Source organism: Umezawaea sp. Da 62-37, from assembly GCF_032460545.1.
Lineage (GTDB): Bacteria > Actinomycetota > Actinomycetes > Mycobacteriales > Pseudonocardiaceae > Umezawaea.
On record NZ_CP135965.1, the window covers coordinates 1354138 to 1373098 of the forward strand.

An 18961-nucleotide genomic window follows, 5' to 3' on the forward strand; every position below is an offset into this window, starting at 1 on the left:
GACAACACACCCGGCCCGGTCAGGCAGTCGCACGGTTCAGGACGGTACTTCGTCCTGTCGGGCCGAGGATCGGCGATGGTCAACGCCATCCGCTACAGCAGCGCGACCAGGACCGGTGCCGCGTTCATCGCACCGTGGACGGTCAAGATCGGCCACATCACGCGGTACCGGCTCCACAGGTAGCCGAGGAAGAGCCCGGTGACGCCCTGGTTGACCGCCGTTGACGCGAGGTCGACCGGCAGGGAGCCCGTGCTCTGGATGCCGATGTGCCACACCGCCCACAGCAGGGACGCAAGGACGATGCCCGGCCACGGTCCGAGCAGCACCTCCCAGCGCGTCTGGAGCCAGCGGCGGTAGAAGACCTCCTCCACCACGCTGTTGACGACGAACACGACCACCACGGTCGCCACCACCGTCACGGCGTCCACTCCGGTGAACGGGTTCTGGTTCGGGACGGCGAACGGGCCGGTGTAAGCGAGGGCGAACCACGTCACCACGGGTACGGCCGGTCCCCAGCGGCGCCACGGCCTGGTGATGTCGCCGCCGGCCGCACCTTCCCCAGGCCGTTTCGCCAGGTGGAAGAGGACAGCGGGCACTCCGACCAGCAGCGGCAGTTTGAGCAGTGTGTGGGCCGGTTCCCCACCCCCGGCGAGTCGCAGCACCACCGCGAACAGCACGGCGGCCGCCAGCAAGACCAGCGCTTGGCCCCGGAGAGCGCTTGCCGGGCGGGTCCTGATCTCCGAGGTGGAGAGTTGGCTGGTCTGCGGGGGTGTGAGTCGGACGAGGGCGATGCCGATGAGCGCCGGTACCCACCTGTGCCAGAACGGGATGGTGTCGGTGTGGTCGGCCGAATAGCGCACCTGCCCGTTCCCGGTCAGCGCGAGCGCCACCGCGGAGGCGATGATCACCGCTAGGCCAAGAACGAGAACAACCGCGCCCTTGGACCGGATCTTATTCCGCACGCTTGTACGGTAACAGGACCGCACAAGCGTGCTATAACGACGGTGTGCCCAAGGTCGTCGATCACGATGAGCGCCGCGCCGACATCGTCCGCGCCGCGTGGGCCGTCATCTGCCGCCACGGGATCGAGGGCGCCACGGTACGCAGGGTCGCCGAGCAGGCGGGCGTGTCGATGGGCGGCCTCCGGCACTACTTCGACACCCAGGAGGGACTGCTGCGCTTCGCCGCCCTCGCCGTCGGCGGCAACATCAGCGCTCGCGTCGAGGCGCGCCTCCGGTCCGACGACGCCCCCGCCGACCGCGCCCGGATGGTGTTGGAGGCCATGCTGCCGCTGGACGAGGAACGCCGGGTGGAGGCGACCGTGTGGCTGGCCTTCATGGTCCGCTTCCGCGTCGACGACACGCTGCGGGAGTTGCGAAGTACGGCGTGGACCGGCACGCGGCACATCTGCCGCGTCGTGGTCGGCCTGAGCCGGAACGTCGCGGCGCCGGAGGTGATCGGGGATGAACTGCCCGACGCCGACCTCGAGCAGTGGGCCCGACATCTGCACGTCGTCATGGACGGCCTGACCCTGCAGGCGGTCAGCTTTCCCGACCGGCTCTCCTCCGAGGAGTTGCGCGCGACGGTGCGCGAACAACTGGGGCTCGTCGCGTCGACCGCACACTCCTGATCCGCATTCGCCTCGCGGACTCGTTTACTTGGAAGGTGTGCCGCCATACGCCCGGCTGGTGCTGCCGCCGATGGCACGCCGCTCACGCGGGGTGGATCAGTGGGAACGTGTTGTCGTACGGCGCGGTTCCACCAGCGATCCGCTGGGCGGTCCGCACGAAGGCGGCCACTGCGGTGGAGCGTGACCGGGCAGGCCAGGCGACGGTCAGGGTGGCAGGTTCGAGGCCTTCCACCGGGCGGTACGCGATGCCGGGACGGGCAAAGCGTTCGGCGAGCCAGAAGGGGAGGAACCAGACGGCGCTGCCCACCTCGATCAGGCTGAAGATCTGCAAGTGGTCCAACGGCTCGTGGTGATCGAACGGTGGTTTCGGATTGCCCTTCTCGGCCGGTGTGCCGTAGGGCAGGAGCCGACCGGCCAGGTCGGCCAGCCGCAGGCCGGTCCTCGCCGCCAGCGGGTCCGACGCGGCCAGTGCCACCAGGCGGGGCCCGGTGATCAGCGGCTCGCTGTCGATCCCGCGCTCGTCGAACGGTGCCGTCAGGAGCGCGACGTCGGCTCGTCCGTCGTGCAGAGCCGGTAGTTGTTCGCCGTATCCGCCCAGCAGGAGTTCCACCGGCAGGACGTCGTAGGCGTCGAGGATCTTCGGGAGGAGTCCGGCGTCGTGGTCGACCTTGAGCGCCAGCCGCAACGCGGGCACGTCCTGTCCGGCGTGGCGGGCCCGGTTCCCGGCCGTGGCCACGGCGTCCAGGGCGATCCGGGCCTCCTCCAACAGGGTTCGACCGGCCGGGGTGAGGGCGACCCGACGGCTGGTGCGGACCAGCAACTGCACGCCGAGCTGCCTTTCGAGGTCGCGGATCGCGCGGGACAGCGGCGGCTGGGCCATTCCCAGCCGCTCGGCGGCTCGCCCGAAGTGCTCCAGCTCGGCCACCGCCACGAAGTACCGGAGCTGCCGCGTCTCGAGATGATCCATACCACCAGGGTATCGCTCGATAGTGAGGTGGTTCTTCCTCCGAGGCCGCAACCGTCGTTGACTGGATGTCGGCCCCGCCGCGACGCGGGTCCGCATCGAGATTCGACAACACCAGGAGCCAGCACGTGAACGAATCCTTGAACGACAAGGTCGTCATCGTCACCGGAGCATCGTCCGGAATCGGTGCGGCGACGGCGCGGCTCCTCCACGAGGCCGGTGCGCACCCGGTCCTGGCCGCGCGTCGCGCCGACCGGCTCGAGGTGTTGAGCAAGGAACTCGACGGGGCGCTCGCCGTCCCCACCGACGTCACCGTCCCGGACCAGGTCAGGGCGCTCGTGCAGGCCACCGTCGACCGGTTCGGACGGGTGGACGGCCTGGTCAACAACGCCGGGGCGGGCGCAGGGTCCACGATCGACGGAACGACCCCGGAGGCGTTCCTGGACCTGCTGAACCTCAACGTGGTGGGCGTCGTGACCAGCATCCAGGCGGTGCTGCCGCACATGCGGGCGGCCGGGCGCGGGCGCATCGTCAACATCAGTTCGGGCGCCACCGGGATGCCGATGGCGGGCAACGCCATCTACCCGGCCGCCAAGACGGCGGTGAACTGGCTGAGCCAGGTGGGCCGACTGGAACTGCTGGACGACAACATCCAGGTCACGCTGCTGCTGCCGTCGCTCACCGACACCGAGTTCTACCCCGCGGGCAGCCTCCCCGCCGGGCTGGTCGCGCATTCGCCCGAGTACGTCGGTCGGGTGATCCTGCGGGCCCTGCGCACCGGCGAGGAGCGGATCGACATCCCGCACGGCCCCGAGCAGCCGGAGTTCCCCTTGGTCGGCTGAGAGCGCGGCGGTCGCTTCCCGATCCGGTCCGTCGCCGGGCACCTCGGGTCAGCCGGAAGCGGAGAGCCGGAGTCCGTCCATCAGGAGGTTGAGCAGGCGAGCCGCCATGGCTTCGCGCTCAGGCGAGCCTGCCACGGTGAAGATGCCGACGAGAGCGGCGGCTACGTCCTCGGCGGAGACGTCGGCGCGGAGTTCACCGCTCGCACGTCCGGCTTCGAGGATGTGCTCGATGGCCTCGAGCAGTTCGGTCCGGGTGTCGGCATGGGCGATCTCACCCGATTCGACCATCGCGAGCAGCGTGTCGAGCATCCCGTTCTTGGTCGCGATCCATTCCCCGAACAGGTCCATCCAGCGTCGTAGCGCCGCGGGCGGATCGAGTTGGGCGAGCAGCTCACGGGCACCGGTGGTGAGCCGCGAGACCTGGTCCTGGTAAACCGCGTCGACCAACGACTCGCGGGTGGGGAAGTGCCGGTAGAGGGTGGCGATGCCGACCCCGGCCTCGTGGGCGATCGCACGCATCGACGGCTCGGCCTGGGCCGAGGTGAAAAGGCTGGTCGCCACGTCCAGCAGCTGTTGGCGGTTGCGGGTGGCGTCCGCCCGCGGTCTCCGGGTCTCTGCGGTAACCAAAACGGATCACGCTCCACTTGTGCTAGGTTGGCGTTGAAACGAAGCGTAGTCCGTTTACGTGCCTCGCGAGCCGCCACAGGAGACAAGAGCATGGAAAAGACGAACCCCACCACAGCGCCGACCACAAGCCGGGCAGTCCGGTTCGAGTCGTTCGGCGGACCGGAGGCCTTGACCATCCGCGAGGTACCCGTGCCGCAGGCCGGCTCGGGACAGATCCGCGTGCGGGTCACCGCGGCCGGACTGAACCCGATGGACTGGTTCATGACCTCCGACGCGGACACCGCCGCACGATTCGGCCTGAGCCTGCCGTGCGGGTTCGGCACCGACTACGCCGGGATCGTGGACCAGGTCGGCGACGGCGTGAGCGAGTTCGCGGTCGGTGACCGGGTGTTCGGCGGCGCCATGTCCCGCGCGGTCGCCGACCACGTCGTCGTGGACGTCGCGGGGACCATCGCGGTGGGCGGCCAGGCGCACCACACCCCTGATGGCGTCGACGACCGCACCGCCGCCACCCTCACCATCGCGGGCTGCACGGCGGCCGCGGCTCTCGCCGTGGTCAACCCCAGCCCAGGTGACACGGTGCTCATCGGCGGCGCGGGAGGCGGGGTGGGCGTGTTCGCCGTGCAGCTCGCACGCCTCGCGGGCGCGCGGGTGATCGGAACGGGGTCGGCGACCTCGGCCGACGCCCTGCACGCCCTCGGGGCCGAGCCCGTCACCTACGGCGAGGGCCTGGTCGACCGGGTCCGTGCGCTGGTTCCCGACGGCGTCACCGCGGCCATGGACCTGCACGGGACGGACACGGCGCAGGCAGCACGCGAACTCGGCGTACCCGACGCGCGCATCACCACCATCGCCACCCAGGTCGACGGGATCACGCCGGCGAACGGCGCCAACGCAGCCCAGGGCGCCCTCGAGGAGATCGCCGGCCTGGTTGCGACCGGCCAGCTCCGGGTGCCGATCGCGGCGAGCTTTCCGGTCGAGCAGATCCGTGCCGCGGTGGAACTCCAGGCGGGGCGGCACGTGCAGGGGAAGGTCGTCATCGACCTGTAGGAGGGGTTGGCGGACACCAACCTCGGAACGTCGCGATCTCAGAAATATGAGCTGAATCGAATACTCGCCTCTGGGCGCTTGGTCCGTCGCTTTCGGTCGAATCGGTTGGTACATCCGCCGCACATCCCGAAGTGACCCACGTCACACCACTGATGATGTGGATCGATTCCTTCGCACCAAAAATCGAAGACGAAATCGTGGAACCCCCAGCTCGCGGAGGCCGGCCGAGATCCTCACCGAATCACGGCCACATCGCGCGCGAACCCGCAGTGTCTCAACGGAACCCTCTTGACCGGCCACGTTACCCAACCGTAACGTCTGCGAAAGAGCAGAGTCGCTTCACTGAAACGGGGGAATCAGTGTCTGGAATGAAACTGTGGAAATCGAGTCTCGGACTCCTTTTCGACCGCAGGGCGGAAATAGGTAAATCAATGCTCTTCCGCCTCAGTCGACCGATGGACATCGACCCGCTCGATCAACGAATCCTCGATCTGGCGGCGATCGCCGAATGCGTGCGGAACACGGCGGGCGCCCTGCACGCGGCAGGGGTTCGTCCCGGCGACCGGATCGCCGTGTACAAGGAGAACCACTTCGACTGCCTGCTGCTCGCCGCGGCGGGAGTCAGGATCGGCGCGATCCCGGTCATGCTGTCGGGGCTGATGCTGCCCGACACGGTGCGCCCGCTGCTCCAGCGCGTCGAACCGAAACTGCTGGTCAGCAACCAGCGCCTGCTGGAGGAGAAGGGCTCCGACGGGAGCGCGCTCTCCTCGTTCGCGGACCGGACCCTGTGCCTCGACGGCGGTGTGCCGAACTCGATCGCCTTCGCCGACGTCCTCGGGGGCGCCGACCCGACGCCCGTCCCGCGCCGCGACGACGACCTGATGATGCTCACCCACACCTCGGGCACGACCGGCATCCCGAAGCTCATCATGTACACCCCGGAGAAGCTCCAGGGTCAGATGGCCAGGCTGGAATGCCGCCACCTGCCGCCGATCACCTTCGGCCGCAACGACACCGTGGCGATGTTCCTGCCGTACGTGCACGTCCGTTCCTTCACCTGGATCTACTCGGTCCTGACGTTGTCGCCCGCCAAGGTGCTGCTGATGAGCGAGAACGATCCCGAGGTGGTGGGCCCGATGTTCCGGCAGCACCGGCCCACGGTGATCGAAGCGCTGCCGATCGACTTCCTCCAGATGGAGAGGCTCGCCAAGGAGAACAAGGGCGGCGCCTTTTCCTCGGTGCGCATGTTCGTGGGCAACTTCGACGCGATGCGATGGCCGACGATCCGGACTTTCCTGAACGCGTCCAAGCACTGGTTCCCCACCTGGCGGGAAGGCTACGGGCAGTCGGAGACCGGCGGGATGGGCATGACCGCCATCACCCGGTACCGGGCGAACAGACGGCGTGACCAGCAGCCGGGCCCGCGCAAGGTGGGTCGGCCGATGCCCGGCTTCGTCCAGCTCAAGGTCGTGGACCCCAAGACGTTCGAACCGCTGCCGAACGGCAAGCCGGGCCTCGTGCTCGCGCGGACGAAGGCGCGGTGCGTCGGCTACTACAAGGAACCCGAGCGCTGGCAGGAGAAGGCGGTCGGCGAGTGGTGGAACACCGGCGACATCGGCGTCAAGACCAGGACCGGCGCGCTCAAGCTCCTCGACCGGGAGGTCAACCACGTCCCCGGTGGGAGTTGCCTCGAGCACGAGGACGTGATCGTCGACTACCTGCCCCCAGGGCACGACGTCGCGCTGCTCCCCGTGGTCGACGGACCGCCGGTACCCGTCGTGGCCTCACCCGACGGACAGTTGGACAAGGCGCAGTGGCAGAGGGCCGTGCGGGGACTGCCCGAACTGGCGGACCCGATCGTGATCGACTTCAAGGACATGCCCCGGACCGGAACCGGGAAGATCCTCCGGGAAGCGCTCCGCCGGCGGTACCTGAACGGCGCCGACCACCCCGGCACCGGACGGTGGACGTGAGCTCGGCGCGAACCGACCACTCGGGGCAGAACGCGGTGCACCCACGAGGACTCTTCACCGTCGAACCGTTCACCGAGGCGTCGCGCGTGGTCTGGGAGCAGCGGCAGCACGTGGTCTTCGGGGTCAGTCCGGGGAACAGCTACTTCCGACCCGCTCGGCTGGAGGAACTCCTCGGCTGGCTCTGCTCGGAGTTCGACCAGGTCGACGTCGTCATCCCGGACTCCGCGCTGGCACGGACCTACCAGGCGCTCGGCTACGACGCGCAGCGGGCGGCGAAGAAGGCCCGCAGCGAGATCAACGTGTTGAACAACAGGGTGGACCGCGCCTGGGAGAGCAACGGAGGACCGCGGGCCGCCGACGGCGTGCACCGGATCTCGGACCTGGCTTCCGACGCCGTCTACCAGGAGAAGCTGGCGGAGTGCGAACAGGCGCTGAAGGAGGACGACGACCTCTTCCGGACCTGTGCCGAGATGACCAGGGAGGTCCTCGCCGCGAAGGGGCACGAGGGTCCGGCGGACGACGACCAGATCGACCAGGCCATGGGCTACTTGACCTCGGAACTCCCCTTCTTCCTGGCGTCGAGCGAGATCTTCGGCGTCCCGACGTCGCTGAACTTCTACCACCGGGAACTCCCGCTGGCGGAGTTCATCTTCTCGGGGAAGTCCCAGCTCCGGGCCGCGCCCGGCCAGGCGTACGCCACCATCCGCCCGACGTAGCCCGACAATCCCACCGCACACCGAACCACTGCGAGAGGGGCACCCATGGCGCAGTACGACGCCCTCGCCGCGCGCCTCGGCGACATCGAGAAGACCATCCACTTCTACCGCGAGAACGTGGAGTTCCCGTCCTTCTTCCGCGCTTTGGGCCCGGTGCGGGGAAAGCGGGTGCTGGACGTCGGTTGCGGCGACGGCCCCTACGCCCGCCTGATCGCGCGGAAGGGCGCGGAGCAGGTCATGGGGACGGATTCCTCCGGCGAGATGATCCGACTCGCCGAGGCCGCCGAAGCCGAGGAGCCGCTGGGGATCGAGTACCAGGTCCACGACGTGGCGACGATGCCGACCCTCGGCGCGTTCGACGTGGTCGTCGCCGTCAACGTGCTGCACTACGCGGACGGCGCCGCGGCGTTGGCCGGGATGTGTGAGCGGATCGCCTCGAACCTGGCCTCCGGCGGCAGGCTGCTGGCCTACGTCGGGAACGCGGACTGCGACACGGAAGCGGCACAGGAGTTCGGCTTCTCCGTGGACCGCCCGGCCGACATGGACGAGGGTGACCCCTTCACCGTGACGATCCGGGCGACTCCCCCCGCCTCGGTGCAGGTGCACTACTGGCCACCGGCGAGCCTCGTACGAGCAGTCGAGTCCGCCGGGTTCACCCGTGTCGGCTGGGAGGAGATGACGCACTCCCCCGTCTCCGAGGACAGCGCGGCGCTCCTCGGGCGGCTGCTCCGGAATCCGCCCGGGCTGCTCCTCAGCGCGTACAAGGAATAACCGCGAACCGATCTTCCCCCTGAGCGCCCTCGACAGCGGCTGTCGAGGGCGCTCAGGGGTCACTACCGCCCTCGGCGGACCGGACGCGTGGGTGGCCGTCCCTCGTGATCGATGAGTACTCCGCGGCTGTGGTGCTCGAGGGAGGGGCGCCGCTCCTCGAGGATGCGTGACGCGGGATTCCACAGCCGCCAGTGATCGCCCTGGTGGGCCTGGATGAACCGCTAGAACCGATCTCGGAGCTGGTCGGTCGAACGGCGCAACGTCGCCCGTTGCCTGTTCCTGCATCCGTTGGCGCGCAACCTGTTCGTGGACTGGGACACTGTGATCACCGGCTGCGTCGAGGGGTTGCGCGCGTTGGCGGGCGTGGGATCGGGCGCCCCGACCTTGTCGAGGAACTCTCGGCTGAGAGCCCCGAGTTCCCCGATCTGTCGGAGCCGGACCGCGGTGGTGAGCTCTTCGACCGGTGTGATTCGGCTATTCGTCAGTCAGGGACTCGAGGGCCGCCATGGTCTTCAGCGAGAGCAGGCGCGCGTTCTCCAAGGCTGCGACCACCCACCGGTCATCCCGCCACACCACGACGAAGAGCTGCATGGAGAAGCGCGTCGACGCCGGCTCGTCCTCGCCCGGCATGAGGATTCCGACTCGACTGTGCACCACGCCGACGCCTGGGCTGACGATCCGGGCGAACATCAACTCGCTGCGGACCAGTTGGGAGCCCTTCAGCACCGTGCCGAGGAGCTCCTCGTGCGCCGTGATCGCGTCAGTGCGGCTCCGGTAGATGGTTCCCTCGAGCTCTGCGAACAGAACGTCCTCGGCGAAGTCGGCGAAGAAGCCGGGGACGTCTCCGCGGTTCCACGCTTCGTACATTCGGATCGGGATGGCGCTCATCGCCTCGATCGACTGTTCCATGATCACCTTTCTGTGTTTCGGCGATCCCCATCCTCGTCGGGCAGCGCGGCGGGCGCCTTGACATTCCGTGCACGGTTGTAGGACTTCAGCGCCGTCGGGTTGCAGCCGTACGTCGCCTTGAAGAGCCTGCTGAAGTAAGCCGGATCAGCGAATCCCCAGCGCGCGGCGACCGCCGTGACCGTGCGATCGCTTTGCGTCAGATCAGCTCGGCACCGCTCCAGCCTGCGGCGGCGGATCAGCGCCGCCACCGATTCCGGCTGATCTTCGAAGAGCTTGTGCAGGCGGCGTACGGAAATGTGGTGGGCCGCAGCGAGCATGGCCGGAGCAAGCTCCCGGTAGGACAGTCGCGCCTCGATGCAGCCGAGGATGCGGTCACGCAGCGCCGCGTCCGAACTCGGGCGCACCTCGTCGTCCAGCTGGGCTTCCAGCGTCACCGAGATCAGCTCGATGACCGCGGCCGCCGACCTCTCCGCCGGACCGGGTCGGAATCCCCGCAGCGACCGGACCACGTCCCGCGCCAGCGCGGAAACCAGAGCCCCAGGACCACGATCACCCCTGATGCGCGCGCCGACCAGGCGCGCGGCATCGCCCGGACGAAGCCGCAGCTCATGCCGAGGCACCAGGATGCTCACGTGCGTGGAAGCGGTGCTGGCGAACCGGACCGGCCGCGCCGGATCGATGAGCACCAGGTCGGCAGGCCCGAGATCGGCCGTGCCACGGCCCTGCTCGACACGCGCCTGTCCTCGCACCATCAGCTCGATCTGCCACCACTCCTCGTCAACGGAACGGCTGGTCCGCGCATCCCGGAAGCACTCGCCCTCGGGCGTGTCCAGCTCGATCATCCTGAGCGGCCCGAGATCGCCGGACACGACGCCGGCCCGAAATTCCCGCTGGTCGTGCCGCCCGCTGCGCACAGGCGGCAGCCCGCTGGCCGCCAACATCTCCTGAAAGATCTCGATGTCCGTGACCACGAGCCCACGATAGCGCCGGTCGGCGCTCATCGAGCGCGCCGACTGATCTACGTGCCATTTTGCTGAAGCATTCGCACCTCTGGCGAGGGCATCACCAACAATCGGAGACGGATGACCGAGGGCAATTCCCATCGGGTGTCCCATGTGGATCGATGACGACCGTTGGCATGATCGTCGCGGGCGGAGCGGTGTTCACCGCCGTGATGGTGCTGGTCGGTGCGTTGCCGACGGTGGCGCGGATCATGACGCCAACCCGTGGTGGGTGACCAGGAGCGAGGTGGAAGCGGGCCGCGCTGATGTGCCCTGGGTTCCATGAGGTCCACCAAGCCGACTCCAGGGAACCGAGGGCACATCAGTCCGGCCCGCCAATGATCAGGCCTGGTTGCGCGGATCCCTCACCGCCCGCACCCGCGACACCTCCACTCGTTGACCCCCATCGAGAACGGTGTGGTCGGCGGCCAGGGCTCAGCGGGCGGGGTGTTCGGGCAGCAACGGCTCGACGCTGACGGCAGCGCGGCTGGACCATCCCGGCGCGCGATGCCGGCGGGGCGTCGGCGATGCTGTGGGGGTGGAGTACGTGTCCAGGGTGCCGGGATCGCCGCTGAACGGGTTGATCCACGACCTCTACTACCTGGAGGGTGTGCCGCCGTACGCCCGGCTGACGTTGCCGCCGATGCCGGGGGCGTTGCTCATCGTCAACCTCGGGGCGCCGTTCCGCATCCGCGCCGGCACCGACGTCGAGGCGGCCGAGTACGCCGACGGCTGCGTGGTCAGCACGCCCACCCGCGCGTTCGAGTTCGGCTATCCACTTCGGACCCGGTCGGTCGGTGTGCACGTCAAGCCGTGGGGGTTGGCGCCGTTCCTGTCGATGCCCGCGGTCGAGCTGTGCGACCGACCGGTGACGCTGGAGCAGGTTTGGGGCCGGTCCGCGGTTGTCGAGCTGCGAGATCGGCTGGCCATGGCGGACGGACCGCACGAGATGCTGACGCTGCTTGAGGAAGAGCTGATGCGACGGCTGTGCGAGACCACCGGCCTGGGGCTGGTCCGCCACACGAGCAGCGTCATCGCGGCGACCAGCGGGGCGGCGGCGATCGGCGACCTGAGCGTGGCGGCCGGTGTCAGCAACACCCACCTGGCACGGCGGTTCAAGGAACTCGTCGGCGTCACGCCGAAGCGGCTGGCCCGCACCTACCGCTTCGCCGCCACCGTGTTCTCGATCAATCCCGCCGGACCGGTCGACTGGGGCGACCTCGCCGGTGGCGCGGGCTACTTCGACCAGGCCCACTTCGGTCACGAGTTCCGGGCGTTCACCGGGCTCACGCCGACCCGGTACGTCGAAGTCCGGCGGCGGTTCCTGCGCGAACACCCCGGTCACGTGCTGGACGGCTGGCCGTTGCCCGCCGATTGATTTCTTACAAGAGCGACAGCTCACGACACGCTAATTTGGGGCCTCCGAGACAGAGGAGAGCCCTGTGGGCAAGGTGGTCATGTACAGCTCGGTGTCGGTGGACGGCTTCGTCGCGGACGAGGACGACCAGCCCGGACCGTTGTTCGACTGGTTGACCAACGGTGACGTCCCGTTGGACGAGAGCGGCGTGCTGAAGGTGTCGCGGGCGTCCTACGACCACACCCGGTCCTACTGGGACCAGATCGGGGTGACGGTCGTCGGCCGCCACGTCTTCGACCTGACGGACGGCTGGGACGGGAAGCCTCCGAGCGGGATCGACCACGTGGTCGTCGTGACGCACCGGCCGGCGCCCGAGGGCTGGGACCTCGGGGCGCCGTTCCACTTCGTCGACGGCGTCGAGGCGGCAGTGGCCAAGGCGCAGGAGCTCGCGGGTGACCGCCTGGTCGAGGTCGCCGCGGGCGACGTCGGTGGCCAGGTGCTCGCCGCGGGTCTGGTCGACGAGGTGCGCATGGACGTCGTGCCCGTGGTGTTCGGATCCGGCAAGCGCTACTTCGGGTCGGTGAACGCGCGGCACCTGTTGGAGGATCCCGATGTGGTGATCCAGGGCGACCGGGTGCTCCACCTGCGCTACCGGGTACGCCGTTGACCGATTCGAGCGGGTAGGCGAAGAAGTCCACCGCCTTCCGACCACGCCGACGCCTGCCGCGCACACCACCAGAACTCGTCGGGAGTCCGCTCCTTCCACGCGAATACCGACTTGTCCTCCACCGCGCAAGGCCCACCGCCCCGGTGGCCGGTCGGCCCGGAGCCTGCCCGGTTCGCAGTCCGCCAGTGGTTGCCGCATCAGGTGAACAGCCAACGCGCGACGAAGAACACAACGATGCCGATCGCGCTCACCAGCAGGAAGCGCTTCGGCATCAGCAGTCCCGCGACCAGGGTGGCGGCCCCGCCCACGAGGTAGGGGTTGGTCAGGCCGAACTGGATGCCGTCGCCGGTCGGCATGAGCATGGCGGGCACGACCAACGCGGCCAGCACGGCCGGTGGCGCGTAGCCCAACAGGCTCTTCAGCACCGGCGGCATCTCCTTGCCGTCCAGCAGGGCGAGGGGTAGATAGCGCGGCAGGAAGCTGCACAGCCCCATGCCCAGGATCAGCAGTGCCATGCTCATGCCTCGACCTCCTCGGTCTTGCGGCCGATCCGCTTCTCGACCTGTTCACACGCGGTGCCGATGACGGCGCCGACGAGCGCGGCCAGGACGATTCCCAGGTTGTAGGGCAGACCTCGCGCCAGCATCACGGTCACGCCCGCCGTGACGACCACCGCGATGACGCGCCAGTTGGCGAGGCTCGCCGCGAGCATGGCGACGAACATGGCGGTCATCGGGAAGTCCAGCCCCATGTCGGCCAGGTCGGGAATGGCCGAGCCGAGGGCTGTGCCGATCACCGTGGAGATCATCCAGGTCGTGTACATGGCCGCGGACGCCCCGATGAAGTACAGGTGCTTGCGCCGCGTGATGGTGCCGTTCTTCAGCTTCTCCAAGCCGACGAAGAAGACCACGTCGATGAGGCCGAACCCGAGCAGCACCCGCCAGCGCTGCGGCACCTCCTTCACGTACGGCGTGAGGACCGTCGAGTAGATCACCATCCGCAGCGCGAGGATGAGCGTGGTCAGGATGATCGTCGGCGCGCCCGCGCCGTCCTCGATCAGCGCGATGCCGACGAACTGGGCCGTGCCCGAGTTGACCGCCATCGCCAGGCCGAGCGTCGACCACGCGGACAGGCCGCTGGTCACCCCCAGCACTCCCCCGATCAGCCCCATCGGGATCGCCGAGAGGAGGAAGGGGACCATGCTCCGCGTGCCCTCCCACAGTTCCTGCCGCGCGGTGGTGGGCGCGTGCTCTTCGGGTGTGCTCATGTCAGTGCTTCTGCTCCTTCTCGGTCCGCGTCTCGCGCCAGCGGTCGGCCACCAGTTCGGCGACCCGTTCCGGGGCCGAGCCGCAGAAGTAGTGGCCGCCTTCGCCCACCTCGGCCACGTGGATGTCATCGGAGAACAGCGACCACGTCGCGGACCGCCGTGCGAAGTCCGGCGTGAGCGGGTCGTCGGTCGCGTAGACCACGCTCAGCGGCGCGCCGAGCTTCCGGCCGTCCGGCTTTTCCACGGCGGCGGCCAGGTACTCGTTCGCGGTGCGCGAGTCGTGGCGGAAGATCCCGGCGACGAACGCCGCCTGCTCGGGGCTCAGGGCGTCGAACTCGGTCAGTCCGGTCACGTCGACCAGCCACCGCACGATGTCCTGGTCGGACATCGCGTCGACCTGCTCGATGCCCTGCCTGGCGGTGTCCGGGCTGTGCAACAGCTTGCCGCCCGCGAAGACGTGGACCGGTCGTGCCCCGTCGGCTTCCAGCAACCGCGCGGTCTCGACGGCGATGGCGGAACCGACGCAGTGACCCCACAGCATCACGGGGCCGGCCACGGTGGCGCGCACCTCGTCCGCGACCCGACGCGCGACGTCCCGGATGGAGGCCAGCGGTTCGGCCCGGTTGCTCGCGTCGTGGCCGGGCAGCTCGACGCCGTACACCGCGACACCGCCGTCCGCGTCGAGTTCACGGGCCAGCGGCTCGAAGTTGACCGCGTTGCCGCCCGCGTAGGGGAAGCAGACCAACGCGCACTCCGCCTGGTCCGGCCGTGTCGAGAGCGCGTGCAGCAGGCCGGTCTTCCTGACGGGGGTGGCGAGTTTGGCCTCGGCCACCGCGCTGAGCGCGGCCAACGCGGAGTTGCGCATCAGGTCGGTGAGGGAGACCAGACCCTCCAGTTCCATCGCGACCCGCATCGCGGACAACGAGCCGCCACCGAGCCGGAAGAAGTTGCCCTCCAACGTGATCTCGGCCAGGGGGACGTCCAGCACCCTCGCCCACACCTCGGCGATCCTGCGCTGCACGGCCGTGGTGGGGCGCATCGCCGAGTCCGCCTCGGGTTCCGCCGTGGCGGGAGTGCCGAACGTGCGCCGCCGGTGGGGACCGAGCACGTCCAGCCCGTCGGGTGTGCGGCGCCCCCGGACACCGGTGGGAACGCGTCCGGCGCCGTCGGTGAGCACGATGTCGCCGGGGGTCCAGGCCGGGACCGGCAGACCGTGCCGGTCGACGACCTCCGCGCGCCACGGCCTCGTCGGGTCGGCGACCAGCTCGACGGGTGCCGCCACCGGCTCCGAGGCCTCGGCGATCTCGACGTCGGACAGCAGCGACGCGAGGTGGTGCGGCGCGGTCGGGTCCGCCGTCATCCGCTCGAACGCGGTCACGTAGTAGCCGCCCATCCGGGCGATCTGCCGCGGCTCGAACAGGTGCGCGTGGTAGTGCAGGCTGAGCCGGACCTCGTCGGAGGCGAAGTGCCGGGAGAACTCGGCGCGCAGCACGAACTCCGTCTCGGAGTTCGCCCGCACGTCCAGCAGCTCGAAACCCGGCAGCTCGTCCAACTGCTTGAGCAGGGTGAAGTGGGTGAAGTTGAAGGCCGTCTCGAACAGCGGCGCCTGCGTGCCGAGGTCGTGCTTCACCTGCGCCATCGGGTAGCGGCGGGCGGGCAGCAACTCGGTCTCCGACCGGTACACCTGGCGGACCAGGTCCTCCCACGACCCGTCGGTCATCCGCACCCGGAACGGCACGGTGTTGAGGAACAGGCCGATCGCGCGGGTGGCGTCCTCCGCCTCCGGACGCCCGCTGTGCTCGTACCCGGTGATGACGTCGTCCTCGCCGGACACCAGGGCCAGCACCTTGGCGTGTGCGGCCATCAGCACGTTCTTCACCGGTACCGACAGCCGGTCGGCCAGCGCGACGATCCGGTCGGGCAGGCCGCGCGGGAACTCGACCTCGTGGAACACCACGGGGAACACGTCGGCTTCCGCGGACCGGCGGGTGCGCGGCAACTCGGTGGGCCCGCCGTCCTCCAGCAGCCCCGTCCAGTAGGCGCGGTGCTCGTCGTCGGCCAGTGACGCGCGCTCCAGCGCGACGTAGGTGCGCGCGTGGTTGGCGACCTCGGTCTCGGGCAGCGGGTGTCGGTTGAGGAGCCGGTAGTAGATGTCGAACAACGTGGTGTGCACCAGGGTGATGCTCCAGCCGTCGAGCGCCGAGTTGTGCTGGCTGAGGCTGTACCGGTAGAGGTCGTCGGCGAGCACGTGGACGTGCAGCCGCACCAGGCCCGGCTCGCTCCACACGAACCGGTGTGCCTTCTCCCGTGCCGCCCAGTCCCGGTACCACGCTTCCTGGTCGGCTCCGCTCATGTCGCGCAGGTCCGCGATCTCCAGCGGCAGCGGCGCCTCCTCGTGCACGAGTTGCAGGTACTCGTCGAACCCGGTCAGGTGGTAGCCGGTGCGGAAGATCGGGTTGCGCCGCACCAGGATCCGCACGGCCTCCTCGAACCGCCCGGTGTCGAACGGGCTCTTGATCATGTAGCTGAGGATGTCGTGGTACTCGGCCGTGCCGTGCGACAGCTCGCTCTGGAACACCAGGCCCGCTTGCAACTGGGTCAACGGGTAAGCGCTTTCGACGCCCGCGGGGACGCGCTCCCGGTCCGCGGGGGTCAGCAGCTCGAACGGTCCCACCGGTCGTTCGGCGACGTGGGCGCCTTCGGCCACGCTGCGCGCCAACTCGGCCACGGTGGGGTTGGCGAAGAACTGCTGGAAGGTGAACCCGATGCCCACCGCGCGGGCCTTGGCCAGCACCGTCACGAAGTGGATGGAGTTGCCCCCCGACGCGAAGAAGTTGTCGTGCGCCCCGATCCGCTCGTACCCGAGCACCTCCGCCCAGATCCGGGCCAGCTCGATCTCGACCGGCGTGCCCGGTTCGACGTGGCCGGTGGTCTCGACCGTCGGCTCGGGCAGCGCGCGCCGGTCGAGCTTGCCGTTGGGGGACAACGGGAACGCGTCCAGGGTGAGGACGCGCGGCGGCACCATGTAGTCGGGCAGGGTCACCGCGAGGTGCGCGCGCAGATCGGATTCGTCGACCGCGGCCGACGACAGCACGTAGCCGCGGAGATGGGTCTGGCCGTCCGGCGCGGTGCGCGTGACGACCACGGCGTCCTTGACCGCCGGGTGCTCGCGCAGGCGTTGTTCGATCTCGCCGAGTTCGACGCGGTACCCGCGCACCTTCACCTGGTGGTCCATCCGACCCAGGTACTCGATCGTGCCGTCCGGCAGCCACCGGGCGAGGTCGCCGGTCCGGTAGACCCGGTCCTCGCCGGTGTGCGGGGCGGTGGCGAACCGCTCGGAGGTCAGCTCGGGACGGCCGAGGTACCCCCTGGCCAGTCCCACTCCCGCGATGCACAGCTCGCCGGGGACGCCGACCGGCTGCGGTCGGGATCGCCCGTCCAGCACGTGGATCCGGGTGTTGTCGATCGGTCGGCCGATCGGCACGCGCCGCTCGTCGCCCGCGCAGGCGTGGTGCGTCACGTCGACCGTGGCCTCGGTCGGGCCGTAGAGGTTGACCAGCCGCGCGCCCGCGACCACGTCGGTGAAGCGGTGGACGTGGTGCGGGGCGAGGGCTTCTCCACTGGCGAACACGGTGCGCAGCGTCGCCAGCCCGTCCCGGACGCCCGCGGCCTCGACGAAGTCGACGAACCCGCCGAGCATCGACGGCACGAAGTGCACGGTGGTGACCCTGGCGCGCTCGATGACGGCGACCAGCTCCTCTGGGTCGCGTTCGACGCCCGGCTCGGCCAGGCACACCGACGCGCCGGCGAACATCCACCAGAACAACTCCCACACCGACACGTCGAACGAGGTCGGTGTCTTCTGCAGGAGCACGTCGGCGTCGGTGATCGGGTACGCCCGCTGCATCCAGTGGATGCGGTTGACCACCGACCGGTGCTCGACCCGCACCCCCTTGGGGTTGCCGGTGGAGCCGGAGGTGTAGATCACGTAGGCCAGGTCGCGGGCGTCACCCGTCACCGGCGGCGTGCGGGTGTCCTGCGCGTAGTTGTCCTCGTCGTCGAGGTCCAGCGCCTCGACACCGTCGACCAGGCCCGCGTGGCGGGCTTGGGTGAGCACGAGTGGCGCCGCGCTGTCGTGGAGCACGTAGGCGATCCGGTCGCGCGGGTAGCCGGGGTCGATCGGCAGGTACGCGCCGCCCGCCTTGAGCACGGCGTGGATCGCGACCAGCATCTCGATCGACCGGTCCGCCAGCACGGCGACCATGTCACCGGGGCCGACGCCCCGGCCGCGGAGGGTGTGCGCGAGCCGGTTGGCCCGCGCGTCGAGTTCCGCGTAGGACAGCGAGCCGACCACCGCCACCGCGTCGGGGGTCTTCGCCACCTGGCGGCTGAACAGCTCGTCGAGGCGCACGGTGTCCTCGAACGGTGCCGCGGTGTCGTTGGCGCGGGCGATCAGCGCGCGGTCGGCGTCGGTGCGCAGGTCGATGTCGACCAGCGGGGCGTCGGGCTCCGCGCTCACCCGTTCCAGCAGCGTCGCGCAGTGGCCCAGGAGGCGCCGCGCTTCGTCGTCGGTGTGGCGGTGCCGCAGTTCCAGGCGCAGGCCGTGGGAGGTCCGCGCGAAGGCGAACCCGATCGGGTGGGCCTCGCTGGTGGACCCGACCGCCACGTCCGCGAACGGGTGGCCGTCGTCGGACCCTGCCGCGCCGAACTCCGCGGCGAGCAGTTCGAGCGGGTAGTCCTCGTGCTCCCACGCGGCGAGCAGCCGGGTCCTGGCCTCGGCGAGCAGCCCGCGGAACGTCGTGTCGGCGGTGACGGTCAGGCGCAGCACCAGCATCCGGGCCAGCGACTCCGGATTGCGGGGTGGTGTGGCGAGCGCGCACTCCCCGGCGCCGGTGTAGCGGTTCAGCAGCGCGCCGACGGCGGCGGCCAGCACGGCCTGCAACGCGGCGTCCTGGCCGCGGGTCAGCTTGTCCAGCCACGCGGACACCGGCCCGTCGAGGTCGAGCACGGCGACGGCACCGGGCCGGTCGCCGGCGGGGAACCCGACGCGCTCGGGCAGCGAGGCCAGTTCCCCGCGCCAGAACGCGCCCTCGCGCGGACGCCGTGCGGCGGCGACCTTCAGCTGTCCTCGGGTCTCGAGCGATTGCATGGTTCCCCCGTGGTGATCGCAGACCGGTGGCCCGGAAG

General features: G+C 69.6%; 16 protein-coding genes and 1 pseudogene. 9 read left to right on the forward strand and 8 right to left on the reverse strand.

Annotation, left to right across the window (positions count from 1 at the left end; all coding sequences use genetic code 11):
- Window positions 1-92: 92 nt before the first annotated feature.
- On the reverse strand, window positions 93-962 hold the full coding sequence (locus RM788_RS05615; protein ID WP_315930429.1) for a CPBP family intramembrane glutamic endopeptidase: 870 nt from the start codon (window positions 960-962) through the stop codon (window positions 93-95).
- Window positions 963-1006: 44 nt separating this feature from the next.
- Here RM788_RS05615 and RM788_RS05620 point away from each other — a divergent pair, with 44 nt between their 5' ends.
- Window positions 1007-1630 carry a TetR/AcrR family transcriptional regulator gene (locus tag RM788_RS05620; protein WP_315930430.1) on the forward strand — a complete coding sequence of 208 codons (624 nt, stop codon included), beginning with the start codon at window positions 1007-1009 and terminating at the stop codon, window positions 1628-1630.
- A gap of 82 nt (window positions 1631-1712) precedes the next feature.
- On the opposite strand, the gene RM788_RS05625 is transcribed toward RM788_RS05620, so the two are convergent.
- Window positions 1713-2597, reverse strand: coding sequence for a LysR family transcriptional regulator (locus RM788_RS05625; protein ID WP_315930431.1), 885 nt, complete (start codon window positions 2595-2597; stop codon window positions 1713-1715).
- 125 nt (window positions 2598-2722) lie between these two features.
- Here RM788_RS05625 and RM788_RS05630 point away from each other — a divergent pair, with 125 nt between their 5' ends.
- The gene (locus RM788_RS05630) at window positions 2723-3436 is read left to right on the forward strand and encodes an SDR family NAD(P)-dependent oxidoreductase (RefSeq protein ID WP_315930432.1); all 714 of its coding nucleotides are present in this window, start codon (window positions 2723-2725) and stop codon (window positions 3434-3436) included.
- Between the two features lie 48 nt (window positions 3437-3484).
- Here the strand turns inward: RM788_RS05630 and RM788_RS05635 are convergent, their stop codons facing one another.
- Window positions 3485-4063, reverse strand: a complete 579-nt coding sequence (locus RM788_RS05635; RefSeq protein ID WP_315930433.1) for a TetR/AcrR family transcriptional regulator — start codon at window positions 4061-4063, stop codon at window positions 3485-3487.
- 90 nt (window positions 4064-4153) lie between these two features.
- Here RM788_RS05635 and RM788_RS05640 point away from each other — a divergent pair, with 90 nt between their 5' ends.
- The 5 genes and pseudogenes from RM788_RS05640 to RM788_RS52905 all read left to right on the forward strand — a co-directional run.
- Entirely contained in the window at window positions 4154-5113 is a 960-nt protein-coding gene (locus tag RM788_RS05640; protein ID WP_315930434.1) for an NADP-dependent oxidoreductase, read from the forward strand.
- Window positions 5114-5568: 455 nt separating this feature from the next.
- On the forward strand, window positions 5569-7086 hold the full coding sequence (locus RM788_RS05645; RefSeq protein WP_315930435.1) for a class I adenylate-forming enzyme family protein: 1518 nt from the start codon (window positions 5569-5571) through the stop codon (window positions 7084-7086).
- Window positions 7083-7802 carry a tRNA-dependent cyclodipeptide synthase gene (locus RM788_RS05650; protein WP_315930436.1) on the forward strand — a complete coding sequence of 240 codons (720 nt, stop codon included), beginning with the start codon at window positions 7083-7085 and terminating at the stop codon, window positions 7800-7802. Before RM788_RS05645 ends, RM788_RS05650 begins: the two co-directional genes overlap by 4 nt.
- Window positions 7803-7847: 45 nt before the next feature.
- Entirely contained in the window at window positions 7848-8573 is a 726-nt protein-coding gene (locus tag RM788_RS05655) for a class I SAM-dependent methyltransferase (protein ID WP_315930437.1), read from the forward strand.
- Window positions 8574-8825: 252 nt separating this feature from the next.
- A pseudogene (locus RM788_RS52905) lies at window positions 8826-8954 on the forward strand (transcriptional regulator); the annotation flags it as partial.
- A gap of 93 nt (window positions 8955-9047) precedes the next feature.
- On the opposite strand, the gene RM788_RS05660 reads toward RM788_RS52905, so the two are convergent.
- On the reverse strand, window positions 9048-9482 hold the full coding sequence (locus RM788_RS05660) for an SgcJ/EcaC family oxidoreductase (RefSeq protein ID WP_315930438.1): 435 nt from the start codon (window positions 9480-9482) through the stop codon (window positions 9048-9050).
- A 2-nt stretch (window positions 9483-9484) separates the two neighbouring features.
- Entirely contained in the window at window positions 9485-10453 is a 969-nt protein-coding gene (locus tag RM788_RS05665) for a helix-turn-helix domain-containing protein (RefSeq protein WP_315930439.1), read from the reverse strand.
- A gap of 586 nt (window positions 10454-11039) precedes the next feature.
- Between RM788_RS05665 and RM788_RS05670 the strand changes: the two genes are divergently transcribed.
- Window positions 11040-11861: a helix-turn-helix domain-containing protein gene (locus RM788_RS05670; RefSeq protein WP_315934983.1), complete on the forward strand. Its 822-nt coding sequence runs from the start codon at window positions 11040-11042 to the stop codon at window positions 11859-11861.
- Window positions 11862-11925: 64 nt separating this feature from the next.
- Window positions 11926-12507: a dihydrofolate reductase family protein gene (locus tag RM788_RS05675; protein ID WP_315930440.1), complete on the forward strand. Its 582-nt coding sequence runs from the start codon at window positions 11926-11928 to the stop codon at window positions 12505-12507.
- A gap of 197 nt (window positions 12508-12704) precedes the next feature.
- On the opposite strand, the gene RM788_RS05680 is transcribed toward RM788_RS05675, so the two are convergent.
- Genes RM788_RS05680 through RM788_RS05690 form a run of 3 tightly spaced genes read right to left on the reverse strand, consistent with a single transcriptional unit; the run spans window position 12705 to window position 18923 of the window.
- Entirely contained in the window at window positions 12705-13028 is a 324-nt protein-coding gene (locus tag RM788_RS05680) for an AzlD domain-containing protein (protein WP_315930441.1), read from the reverse strand.
- Window positions 13025-13774 (reverse strand): AzlC family ABC transporter permease, encoded by a 750-nt coding sequence (locus RM788_RS05685; RefSeq protein WP_315930442.1) that lies wholly within the window; start codon window positions 13772-13774, stop codon window positions 13025-13027. The genes RM788_RS05680 and RM788_RS05685 overlap by 4 nt, the downstream gene beginning before the upstream one ends.
- 1 nt (window position 13775) lies before the next feature.
- Window positions 13776-18923: a non-ribosomal peptide synthetase gene (locus tag RM788_RS05690; RefSeq protein ID WP_315930443.1), complete on the reverse strand. Its 5148-nt coding sequence runs from the start codon at window positions 18921-18923 to the stop codon at window positions 13776-13778.
- Between the last annotated feature and the right edge of the window lie 38 nt (window positions 18924-18961).

Bases quoted from the DNA above. Each gene is read 5' to 3' on its own strand.
- RM788_RS05625 (WP_315930431.1), bottom strand. From the start codon at position 2,597: ATGGATCATCTCGAGACGCGGCAGCTCCGGTACTTCGTGGCGGTGGCC.
- RM788_RS05640 (WP_315930434.1), top strand. From the start codon at position 4,154: ATGGAAAAGACGAACCCCACCACAGCGCCGACCACAAGCCGGGCAGTC.
- RM788_RS05645 (WP_315930435.1), top strand. From the start codon at position 5,569: ATGGACATCGACCCGCTCGATCAACGAATCCTCGATCTGGCGGCGATC.
- RM788_RS05655 (WP_315930437.1), top strand. From the start codon at position 7,848: ATGGCGCAGTACGACGCCCTCGCCGCGCGCCTCGGCGACATCGAGAAG.
- RM788_RS05660 (WP_315930438.1), bottom strand. From the start codon at position 9,482: ATGGAACAGTCGATCGAGGCGATGAGCGCCATCCCGATCCGAATGTAC.
- RM788_RS05680 (WP_315930441.1), bottom strand. From the start codon at position 13,028: ATGAGCATGGCACTGCTGATCCTGGGCATGGGGCTGTGCAGCTTCCTG.
- RM788_RS05685 (WP_315930442.1), bottom strand. From the start codon at position 13,774: ATGAGCACACCCGAAGAGCACGCGCCCACCACCGCGCGGCAGGAACTG.
- RM788_RS05690 (WP_315930443.1), bottom strand. From the start codon at position 18,923: ATGCAATCGCTCGAGACCCGAGGACAGCTGAAGGTCGCCGCCGCACGG.